At 63.4% G+C, this 10,067-nt stretch carries 9 protein-coding genes; 3 read left to right on the forward strand and 6 right to left on the reverse strand.

Features of this window, described 5'->3' with window-relative positions:
- Window positions 1-153: 153 nt before the first annotated feature.
- The 5 genes from ACFE8X_RS02430 to ACFE8X_RS02450 all read right to left on the reverse strand — a co-directional run bounded on the left by ACFE8X_RS02430 (window position 154) and on the right by ACFE8X_RS02450 (window position 5,488).
- Window positions 154-1,818 carry an alpha-glucosidase gene (locus tag ACFE8X_RS02430; RefSeq protein WP_375449868.1) on the reverse strand — a complete coding sequence of 555 codons (1,665 nt, stop codon included), beginning with the start codon at window positions 1,816-1,818 and terminating at the stop codon, window positions 154-156.
- A gap of 79 nt (window positions 1,819-1,897) precedes the next feature.
- Complete coding sequence (locus tag ACFE8X_RS02435; RefSeq protein ID WP_375449838.1) at window positions 1,898-2,122, reverse strand: DUF3072 domain-containing protein; 225 nt, start codon at window positions 2,120-2,122, stop codon at window positions 1,898-1,900.
- 227 nt (window positions 2,123-2,349) lie between these two features.
- A complete protein-coding gene (locus tag ACFE8X_RS02440; protein ID WP_375449839.1) occupies window positions 2,350-3,429 on the reverse strand; it encodes an Mrp/NBP35 family ATP-binding protein in 1,080 nt (359 codons plus the stop codon).
- A gap of 136 nt (window positions 3,430-3,565) precedes the next feature.
- Window positions 3,566-4,219 (reverse strand): fructose-6-phosphate aldolase, encoded by a 654-nt coding sequence (fsa, locus tag ACFE8X_RS02445; RefSeq protein WP_375449840.1) that lies wholly within the window; start codon window positions 4,217-4,219, stop codon window positions 3,566-3,568.
- Between the two features lie 84 nt (window positions 4,220-4,303).
- Window positions 4,304-5,488: an aromatic amino acid transaminase gene (locus tag ACFE8X_RS02450; RefSeq protein WP_375449841.1), complete on the reverse strand. Its 1,185-nt coding sequence runs from the start codon at window positions 5,486-5,488 to the stop codon at window positions 4,304-4,306.
- A gap of 180 nt (window positions 5,489-5,668) precedes the next feature.
- Here ACFE8X_RS02450 and ACFE8X_RS02455 point away from each other — a divergent pair, with 180 nt between their 5' ends.
- Genes ACFE8X_RS02455 through ACFE8X_RS02465 form a run of 3 tightly spaced genes read left to right on the forward strand, consistent with a single transcriptional unit; the run spans window position 5,669 to window position 8,228 of the window.
- A complete protein-coding gene (locus tag ACFE8X_RS02455) occupies window positions 5,669-6,835 on the forward strand; it encodes a M20 aminoacylase family protein (RefSeq protein WP_375449842.1) in 1,167 nt (388 codons plus the stop codon).
- Between the two features lie 29 nt (window positions 6,836-6,864).
- Window positions 6,865-7,923, forward strand: coding sequence for an AbrB family transcriptional regulator (locus tag ACFE8X_RS02460; protein ID WP_375449843.1), 1,059 nt, complete (start codon window positions 6,865-6,867; stop codon window positions 7,921-7,923).
- 2 nt (window positions 7,924-7,925) lie between these two features.
- Window positions 7,926-8,228 (forward strand): hypothetical protein, encoded by a 303-nt coding sequence (locus tag ACFE8X_RS02465; RefSeq protein ID WP_375449844.1) that lies wholly within the window; start codon window positions 7,926-7,928, stop codon window positions 8,226-8,228.
- A 3-nt stretch (window positions 8,229-8,231) separates the two neighbouring features.
- On the opposite strand, the gene ACFE8X_RS02470 is transcribed toward ACFE8X_RS02465, so the two are convergent.
- Window positions 8,232-9,878: an alpha-glucosidase gene (locus ACFE8X_RS02470; protein WP_375449845.1), complete on the reverse strand. Its 1,647-nt coding sequence runs from the start codon at window positions 9,876-9,878 to the stop codon at window positions 8,232-8,234.
- Window positions 9,879-10,067: the final 189 nt, after the last annotated feature.

A 10,067-nucleotide genomic window follows, 5' to 3' on the forward strand; every position in this document is an offset into this window, starting at 1 on the left:
CACGCCCTCGTGGTTCGAGGGTCGCTGCGCTCCCACCTCACCATGAGGGCTACTGGTAGCCCCGCGGTGAGGGCTACTGGTAGCGCGATTCCAAAGTAGCCCTCATGGTGAGGCGCGAGTTCTTCACGAGCCTCGAACCACGAGGGCGTGGCACTATTCCAGCCGGCCGATGTAGCTGCCGAAGGGCTCCAGGTCGATGCCGCCGTCCATGGGGGCGGCGGTGACACCGGGGCAGTCGAGGCCGTGGGGGGTAAGGCCCGGGGGGATGACGAATTCCTCCGATTCAGCGCCCATGTTGAAAACGCAGAGCACGCGCTCGTTGCCATGGTTGCGGGTGAAGGCGAGGATATCGCCGGTCGAGTCCAGCAGGGTAATCTCGCCCTTGGCCAGGGCCGGGTTGAGCTTACGGAAGGTGAGCATGGCGCGGTAGAACTCGAGCACGGAGCCTTCGAGCTTGTCCTGGGTATCGACGGCATGGGTCAGGTGTTCGGCAGGAACGGGCAGCCAGGTGCGCTCGGCCGTGGAGAAGGCGCCGTTGCGGACATGGGTTTGCCAGACCATGGGCGTGCGGCAACCGTCGCGGCCCTTGAACTCGGGCCAGAACTCGATGCCGTAAGGATCGACCAGATCGGCAAAGGACAATTCGGCTTCCTTGAGGCCAAGCTCTTCGCCCTGGTACAGGCAGACCGAGCCGCGCATGGCCAGGATCAAAGTAACGGCGAGGCGGGTGAAGGCGGCTTCCTGGCCGTGGACGGCCCAGCGACTGACATGGCGCACGACGTCGTGGTTGGAGAAGGCCAGGCAAATCCAGCCATCGGGCGCCTTGGCTTCGGTCGCGGCGATCGAGGTCTTGAAATGCTCGGCGGAGAACTCGCCGCCAAGATAGTCGAACGTATAGGCCATGTGCAGATGATCGTCGCCCGAGGTGTATTGGGCCATGATCTCAAGCTGGTGCTGGCTGTCGCCGATTTCCCCGACGGTGGTCTTGCCGGGATATTCGTTCATCAGAGAACGCAGGCGCTTGAGGAAGCCCAGATTTTCCGGGCGGGACTTGTCGTAGATGTGTTCCTGAAAATTGTAAGGATTGACGGCGGGTGCGGTGGAGGCGTTGAAGTCCTCGGCGCGGACGACAGGATTGTTTTCGAGCCCAAGCGAACAGAAGTAGAAATTGACGGTATCGAGGCGAAAGCCATCGACGCCGCGCTCGAGCCAGAAACGCATTTCGCCCAGCAAGGCATCCTGCACGTCGGCGTTGTGAAAGTTGAGATCGGGCTGCGAGACCAGGAAATTGTGCTGGTAATATTGCATGCGCCGGCTGTCCCAGGCCCAGGCGGAGCCGCCGAAGATGGAGAGCCAGTTGTTGGGTGGGGTGCCATCGAGCTTGGCATCGGCCCAGACATACCAATCGGCGCGGGCATTGGTGCGCGAGGAGCGGCTTTCGGAAAACCAGGCGTGCCGGTCCGAAGAGTGGGAGATCACCTGATCAATGATCACCTTAAGGCCCAGCGAATGGGCCTTTTGCACCAGATGATCGAAATCCTCTAGCGTGCCGAAGCTGGGATCGATGTCGCGGTAGTTGGAGACGTCGTAGCCAAAATCCTTCATCGGGGAGGTGAAGACCGGCGACAGCCAGATGGCATCGACCCCCAGATCCTTGACGTAATCGAGCCGGCTGGTGACCCCGACCAGATCGCCGACGCCATCGCCGTTCTGATCCTGGAAGGAGCGCGGATAGATCTGGTAGATCACCGCGCCGCGCCACCAATCGGCATCGGTTTCGAGCTCAGGTTCGTGCCTGGGCTCGGTCATCATGGTCATCGACATCAGCGCGCTCCGGTGGTTGCTCGTGCGTCAATAGCACCAGCAGGAACGGCGCCAAAGCCCATTGCAGACAAAATCAGCGACCCATTGCCTGACGCAGCGCGTCGATGCGCTTGGAGGCTTCGGCCTTGCTCAGATCGTCGGCGAACTGGTCGGGCTGGTGGGCCTCCTCGCTCAAGGTCTTGAGATAGGACGTCTGCGCGCCGGTCATCGGTTCGTCACCGGTGGTCCAATCGTCGGGATCCTTTTCGAGATTGGAATTGGGCTGGTCGGCAAGCTTGGGATTTGGCGTGGTGGACATAGAGAACCTCACAAGAACTGTTCTGTTAATGTTCTAGCACAGTGCTGGTTCCGGGGGATTAATTTTTACGGTGATGCGAGTTGGCGCCACAGGACCAGGGTGACCTGGTGCAACTGCGCGGACGAAATTTGTCCAAGCCATTCGGCATCATCGCGCTCTATGGTCGCGATCTTGCTCGGCACCTTGGTGATCGAACGAGTTTAAGGAATGCCTTGCCTTTGCCAAGGTCACGTTCGCAGGGCCGGCGTGCCCGCCAGAATGCGGCGGGCGATGGTGGTGAAGGCCTGGGCTTCGGGGCCGGCGAAATCGGAGACGACGACGGGTTGGCCGCCGTCGGAGGTTTCGCGGATCGTCATGACCAGGGGAATGGCGCCGAGGAAGGGCATATCGAGGCTGCTGGCTGCCGTTTCGGCACCGCCGGTGCCGAAGATGTCGTAGCGCCTGCCGGTGTCGGGAGCGATGAAATAGCTCATGTTTTCGACGAGGCCAAGCAGAGGCACGTTGAGGCGGCGCAGCATGTCGATGGCTTTTTTGGCATCGATCAGTGCGAGTTCCTGGGGGGTGGAGACGATGACGACACCCGTCACCTCGGCCTGCTGGAACAGCGAGATATGAATGTCGCCGGTGCCGGGGGGCAGGTCGATAACCAGAATGTCGAGATCGCCCCAATCGGTTTCGCGCAGCAGTTGACGCAGCGCCGAGGTCGCCATCGGGCCGCGCCAGACGACGGCCTGGTCCGGATTGAGCATGGAGCCGATCGACATGGCTTTGATGCCAAAGGCGTCATGGGGGATGAAGATGCCATCGGCGCGCACGGCGGGCTTGCCTTCAAGACCGAGCAATTTGGGAATGGACGGTCCGTAAAGATCGGCATCGAGCATGCCGACGCGCAGGCCTTCGGCTTGCAGGGCCAAAGCGAGATTGACGGCGACGGTGGATTTGCCGACGCCGCCCTTGCCGGAGCCGACGGCGACGATGTGCTTGACGCCGGAAACGGGCGATTTGGGAGCGGGACCGGAGCGGCCCTGGGCGGCTGCCTGGCCAGTGGCGGGTGGGGCTTTGTCGGAGGTCAGCGAGACCATGATCTTGCGGCCGGGAGCGACAGTGGCTGCAGCGGCCTGGGCGGCTTCGCGGGCTGGGCCGAAGGCGGCTTCCATGCCGGGGGCCACGGCGATGGCGAAAGCGACGGCGCTGGTGGTGACGATGATTTCGGACAGGCCGGCATAGCCGGACAGGGCGCCGCCGCCGGGGATGTCGACGCTGGCAAGAGCGGCTTTGATGGCGGCGGCGAGGTTGGGGTCGGCCATGGTTTGCCCCTGTCTGGATCGGGCGTTGCCGCGTTCACGGTGTCATCTCGGGCGAAGGCCGGGATCCATCTTGAAATCTCAGGATGGGCCCCGGCCTGCGCCGGGGTGACACCGAGTTTGTTAAGGCTGCGGAGGCCTAGAGGATCGACTGACCCGTGGCTTTCCAGTCCTTGAGGAAGCCTTCGATGCCGGCATTGGTCAGGGGGTGCTCGGCCAGTTTGCGGATGACGGCTGGGGGCATGGTGGCGACGTCGGAGCCGGCCAGGGCGACCTGGGTCACGTGATTGGGGGTGCGGATCGAGGCGGACAGGATTTGCGTCTCGAAATTGTAGTTGTCGTAGATCTGGCGGATATTTTCGATCAGCTCGACGCCATCGAGATTGATATCGTCGAGGCGGCCGAGGAAAGGCGAGACATAGGTGGCGCCGGCCTTGGCGGCGAGCAAGGCCTGATTGGCCGAAAAGCAGAGCGTGACATTGGTCTTGATGCCGCGTTCCATGAAGGTCTTGGTGGCCTTGAGGCCGGCCAGGGTCAGCGGGAGCTTGACGACGACGTTTTCGGCCAAGGCGGCGAGGACTTCGCCTTCGGCGATCATGCCGTCATATTCGAGCGAAGCGACTTCGGCAGAGACCGGGCCGGGCGTGACGGCGCAGATTTCGCGGACGACTTCCTTGAAATCGCGGCCGGACTTGGCAATGAGCGAGGGATTGGTGGTGACGCCATCCACCAGACCGGCCTCGTGAAGCTCCCTGATGTCCTTGATTTCCGCAGTATCGACAAAGAACTTCATTATTCCCTCCTAAATGGCTGTGTCATGCGCGCTGGACCAAAGATGTAGCACGCGCTTTATGGGCTGCAAGCTGTCCGAACCGCGTTATTTGATGGCTGCCAGTATGGCGTCCGCCAGATCGCCGACCCGATCTTCGGGGATGCCGGCGACATTGATGCGACTGTCACCGATCATATAGACACCGTTGGTGGCTTTTAAATGCTCGACGACGGCATTTGGCAGTCCCAGCAGCGAGAACATGCCGCGATGGGCGGCGATGAAGTCGAAATCGGTGGCATTGGAGCGTTGGCGGATGGCATCGCCAAGCTTGGCGCGGAGACCGATCATGCGGTTGCGCATGGCATCGAGCTCGGTTTCCCATTCGGCGCGCAGTTCGGCATCCTCGAGAATGACGCGGATGATTTCAGCGCCATGATCGGGCGGCTGGGAGTAGCTGGAGCGAATGATGTTGAGTAGTTGGGAATTGATGATATCGGCCTGCGCGGCATCACGCGCAACCACGATGGCGGCGCCGATGCGTTCGCGATACAGGCCGAAATTCTTGGAGCCGGAAAACGCGATCAGCGCTTCGGGGACGGCAGCGATAACCTTGCGGGTGCCGTAGGAGTCCTGGAGGAGGCCGTCGCCGAAGCCGAGATAGGCCAGATCGATCAAAGGCAGCGCGCCGGTGCGGGCAAGGCTTAAGGCGATCTGGTCCCACTGCGCATCGGAAAGATTGGCGCCGGTGGGATTGTGGCAGCAACCATGGAGCAGCACGACATCATCGGGCCCGAGACGGTCGAGCGCGGCCAGCATGTCGGCAAACCGGACGCCGCGGGTTTCGGTGTCGAAATAGGGATAGGTCGCGACCTCGAGGCCCGCATTTTCGGCGATGGGGTTGTGATTGGGCCAGGTCGGGTCCGACAGGTGGATGGTGGCTCCGGGGCGGGCGCGGTTGACCAATTGCATCAGCACCCAGAGCGCACCGGTGCCCCCGGGGGCCTGGGCAATGCGGACCCCGCTGCGATCAAGCGTATCGGCAATGGCCAGGTCAAGCACGGCAGCGCCAAAGCCCTTGTTGCCGGCAATGCCCAGATAGGTTTTGGTCCTGGCGGTGGCCAGGATGCGTGCTTCGGCCTTTTTGACAGCGGACATGATGGGGGTGACGCCCTGCTTGTCCTTGTAAACGCCGACACCGAGATCGATCTTGGTCGAGCGCGTGTCGGCGGCGAATTCGCCCATGAGGGCCAGGATCTTGTCGCCGGGAGCCTTGGTCAGGGTATCGAACATGAAGAACTTGTGCGTTTGGAAGGGAACGGAAACCGCCGCCTTTATAGGCGGGCAGGCCGGAAAGTCCATCGCGTTTCGCCCCAGGCGTGGCCTTGAAACACGCCAGCCAAGCGCGCGCCACGGTTGACGGACGCGGTTGGGGCAGCGACACTGACCCAAGACAGGTGCTTTGAGCAATCCATGCCTATCGTGAACCGCATTGCCGATCTGCACGCCGAAATCACCGGATGGCGACGGGACCTGCACGCGCATCCCGAAATCCTGTTCGCAGTGGAGCGCACGGCGGGCAAGGTGGAGGCGCTGCTGACAGCGTTCGGCTGCGACGCCGTGATCAGCGGCATGGGCCGGACCGGGGTGGTCGGCATCATCAAGGGGCGCACCACCCAGAGCGGCCGCACGATCGGGCTGCGGGCGGACATGGACGCGCTGCCCATCACCGAAAAGACCAGGGCGGACTATGCCAGCCAAATCGCGGGCAAAATGCATGCCTGCGGGCATGACGGGCATACGGCAATGCTGCTCGGCGCGGCGAAATACCTGGCGGAAACGCGCAATTTCGACGGCACGGTCGCGGTGATCTTCCAGCCGGCCGAAGAAGGCGGGGCGGGCGGGCGCGAGATGGTCGCCGACGGGCTGATGGAGCGGTTCGGCATCGGCGAAGTCTATGGCATGCACAATTGGCCGGGCATGCCGGTGGGGCAATTCGGCATCCGCGAGGGTGGGATCATGGCGGCAACCGACCGGTTCAGCATCGAGATCGAGGGGCTGGGCGGTCACGCGGCGCGCCCCCACAGCACGATCGATCCGGTGGTGATCGCGGGCCAATTGATCGGCGCGCTGCAGACCCTGGTGTCGCGCAATGTCGATCCGCTGGCGAGCGCAGTGGTTTCGGTGACGGTGATGGAAGCGGGGGACGCCGACAACGTGATCCCGCGCAGCGCCCGGCTCAAGGGCACGGTGCGCACGCTGGACGGCGCGGTGCAGGACTTCATCCAGAACAAGCTCGAAACCTTCGTGCCCCAGTTTGCCGCAAGCTTCGGGGCAAAGGCGCGCTGCGATTATCTGCGCGGCTACCCCGTAACCATGAACTGGCCGCAGCAGACGGCCTTTGCCGCCACTATAGCGGCCGAGGTGGCGGGGGTGGACAAGGTGGACCGCGATGTGGCGCCATCGATGGCCGGGGAGGATTTTTCTTTTATGCTGGAGCAACGGCCGGGGGCCTATATTTTCCTCGGCAATGGCGATAGCGCTGAGCTGCATACCGACAATTATGATTTCAATGACGAAGCGATTCCGCTCGGGACAAGCTATTGGGTAAGACTGGCGGAACGGGCCCTGCCCCTCTAGCCCGGCCGGGCTGGCAGCGCACCACACTGTTGACGATCGCGACGCTGCTGGTTTCGGCGGCAGGCGGGGCCGTGGCCAATGGCTTGAGCCTGCCGGCCGGATGGCTGATGGGCGGGGCGCTGGCGGTCGCGGGTGCGGCCGTCGGCGGCATGCCGGTGCACTTGCCCGACCGGGTGCGGGACCTGTCGTTTTTGTTGGTCGGCATGTCGATGGGCGCGAGCGTGGCGCCGGACAGCCTGGCGCTGGTTCCGAGCTGGCCGATCAGCCTTGCGGGGCTGGTGATCGAGCTGGCGGTGATCATTGCGACGACGGGGTGGATGCTGACGCGGCTGTTCAGGCTGGATGCGGGCACGGCCTATCTCAGTTCCTTTCCCGGCCATTTGTCGTTCGTGATGAGCATGGCCTCGGCGGGGGTGGGCAATGCGCGGCAAATCGTCATTATCCAGGTGATCCGGGTGATGCTCCTGACCATCTGCGTGCCGGTGGGGGCCTTGTTCCTGCCGATCGCGCATTTTGCGCCGACCGGGCCGGCCACGACGCTGAACGGCTGGGAATTGCTGGCCTTGGCGGCGGGGTGCGGGGTGGTGGGGCTGGTGTTCCTGCGGCTCAAGGTGCCGGCAGGGTTCGTGCTGGGGGCGATGGCAGCGGCGACGGCGGCCAAGCTGGGCGGGCTTTATACCGCCAGCATGCCGCCGGTCCTGACGGTGCTGACATTCGTCTTGACCGGGGCGGTGATCGGGTCGCGCTTTGCGGGCATTTCGCGGCGCGAACTGGTCGGGGCGGCAGTGGGCGGGGTGATCGCCACGGCGATGACGGTGGCCATCGTCACCGCGATTGCTTTTTTGGTGAGCCTTGTGGTCGACATGCCGTTCGGGCAGATCTGGCTGGGACTGTCGCCCGGTGCTCTGGAAGGCATGGGCGCGCTGGGCGTGGCGCTGGGATATGACACGGCGTTTATCGCGGCCCATCACGTCATCCGCCTCCTGCTGCTCACGTTCGCCATTCCCCTGGTGGTGGTGATCATTCGCAGGCGGGAGCGCTTAAGCCTGCCACAATCTGGCGCGACAGTGACGCAACAGGAGATCTGACGATGAAATTGTGTGTAATGTTGAGCGGTGCCATGATGTTGGCGTTGACGGCAGGACCGGCATTTGCCGCGCCGGCGTTCTGTGCGGACAACAAGCCGGACTTCGAGAATTTCTTCTTCGAAGACCGCAGCGATCCCGAAGCCGAGCGCAACGAGCGCGATCTGACGGCGCTGCGCCAGCGCGGGATCGATGCGACGCGGGTCGAGCGCTGGAGCGGGTGCATCCGCGCCTATGTTCGCCAGCCCGATGGTGGCGAGACCATGCAGTTCTTCGAGCCAAACGGTTATCGGCCGATCCCCTTCTAGCCATCAGGCCGACCGGACCTTGATCGCCGGGGCATCCGGCGGCAGGGCGAGGAACGCGTAGCCATTGGCGCCCAGAGAAACGGTGCGACGCGTCAGAGTAGCGTTGTGCGACATGGGATCGAGCGGGGCACCCTCCGGCAGGCCGGTGAGGGTGACCTTGCGCGGTTCGGGCGAGAGATTGAACACGCAGGTGATCGCCCCGGTTTCGCCAAGGCGGCGGAAGGCCAGGATGGGCTCGGCGGTGCGGAAGAACTCGATATCGCCGTGGGCGAGCATCGCGTGGGTGCGGCGCCAGGCCAGGATGCGGCGGTAGAAGGCCAACGTCGAATCCGGATCGGCGTTCTGGCCGGCTACGTTGAGCGCCGATTGCGCCGGCTTGACCGGCAGCCAGGGGCGGCCGGTGGTGAAGCCATTGGGCGCTTCCCCCGCGTCCCAGGGGATGGGGGTGCGGCACCCGTCGCGGCCCTTGTCCTCGGGCCAGAAGCGCATGCCGCGCGGATCGGTCAATTCCTCGAACAGGAGATCGGTTTCGGGAAGGCCCAGTTCCTCGCCTTGATAGAGGCAGACCGAGCCCTTGAGGCTGAGCACGAGCGCCGCCGCCTGGCGGCCGAGATCGGCGGCGTTGAGGCTGTGGGGCGCCCAGCGCGTCATGTGGCGGGGCACGTCGTGGTTGGAAAAGCTCCAGCATGGCCAGCCGTCCGGGCCGGCCTTGAAGAACTGCTCGATGCGGGTGCGGAAATGGGCGGCGGTGAACTCGTGGCCCAGGAAATCGAACGAATAGCACATGTGCAGCTTGTCGCCGCCCGAGGTGTATTCTGCCATCAGGGGCACCGATTTGTGCGAGTCGCCGACTTCGCCGACGGTGGTGGCGCCGGGGAATTTGTCGAGCAGGGCGCGGACGCGCTTGAGGAAGGCGACGTTCTCGGGCTGGCTCTTGGAGTATTTATGCTCCTGCATGTCGTAGGGGTTGACGGCATAGGGCAGATGCTCGCCCAGCTCGCGATTGGGCGGGTTGTTGCGCAGCTTGCTGTCGTGGAAGTAGTAATTGACGGTATCCATGCGGAAGCCATCGATGCCGCGCTCGAGCCAGAAGCGCATGATGTCCAGCATCTGGTCCTGCACTTCGCGGTTGTGAAAGTTCAGGTCGGGCTGACTGGCGAGAAAATTGTGTAGGTAATACTGGCCGCGGGTCGGGTTCCATTCCCAGGCGCGGCCGCCGAAGACAGCCGGCCAGTTATTGGGCGGGGAGCCATCCTTGAGGGCATCGGCCCAGACATACCAATCGGCGCGGCGATTGGTGCGGCTGAGGCGCGATTCCTGGAACCAGGGGTGCTGGTCGGAGGAATGGCTGATGACCAGGTCCATGATGACCTTGAGCCCACGCGCATGGGCCTGCTCGACCAGCGAGTCGAAATCCTGCAGCGAGCCGAAAATACGATCGATCTCGGTGTAGTCGGACACGTCGTAGCCCATGTCAGCTTGCGGGCTTTGGGTGATAGGCGAGAGCCAGATGCAGTCGACGCCGAGGCTGGCGATATGATCAAGCCGGTTGATGATGCCGGGCAGATCGCCGATGCCATCGCCATTGCTGTCCTGAAACGAGCGCGGATAGACCTGATAGATTACCGCGCCGCGCCACCATTCCTGCATGAAACGCTCCTGTATCCTGCTGATTTGCCTGAAGGATAGAGTGGCGGGCGGTTGTGAATAAGGCAAACGGCAAGTTTACGACAGAGCGAAGCGCCGCCTGGATGCGGTTGTCCTGCAGGAGACGGGCCCCGAGGCGGCTTTCGCCCCTGGTAAAATAAAATAGTGAGACGATCGCCGCCTCGGGGTGCC

Origin of the sequence: uncultured Devosia sp., from assembly GCF_964244875.1 — a bacterium.
GTDB lineage: Bacteria > Pseudomonadota > Alphaproteobacteria > Rhizobiales > Devosiaceae > Devosia.

What these genes read in the sequence shown, in the direction of transcription:
- ACFE8X_RS02435 (WP_375449838.1), bottom strand. Translation starts at nt 2,122, where the DNA reads ATGTCCACCACGCCAAATCCCAAGCTTGCCGACCAGCCCAATTCCAAT.
- ACFE8X_RS02450 (WP_375449841.1), bottom strand. Translation starts at nt 5,488, where the DNA reads ATGTTCGATACCCTGACCAAGGCTCCCGGCGACAAGATCCTGGCCCTC.
- ACFE8X_RS02455 (WP_375449842.1), top strand. Translation starts at nt 5,669, where the DNA reads ATGCCTATCGTGAACCGCATTGCCGATCTGCACGCCGAAATCACCGGA.
- ACFE8X_RS02440 (WP_375449839.1), bottom strand. Translation starts at nt 3,429, where the DNA reads ATGGCCGACCCCAACCTCGCCGCCGCCATCAAAGCCGCTCTTGCCAGC.
- ACFE8X_RS02470 (WP_375449845.1), bottom strand. Translation starts at nt 9,878, where the DNA reads ATGCAGGAATGGTGGCGCGGCGCGGTAATCTATCAGGTCTATCCGCGC.
- ACFE8X_RS02465 (WP_375449844.1), top strand. Translation starts at nt 7,926, where the DNA reads ATGAAATTGTGTGTAATGTTGAGCGGTGCCATGATGTTGGCGTTGACG.
- fsa (WP_375449840.1), bottom strand. Translation starts at nt 4,219, where the DNA reads ATGAAGTTCTTTGTCGATACTGCGGAAATCAAGGACATCAGGGAGCTT.
- ACFE8X_RS02430 (WP_375449868.1), bottom strand. Translation starts at nt 1,818, where the DNA reads ATGACCATGATGACCGAGCCCAGGCACGAACCTGAGCTCGAAACCGAT.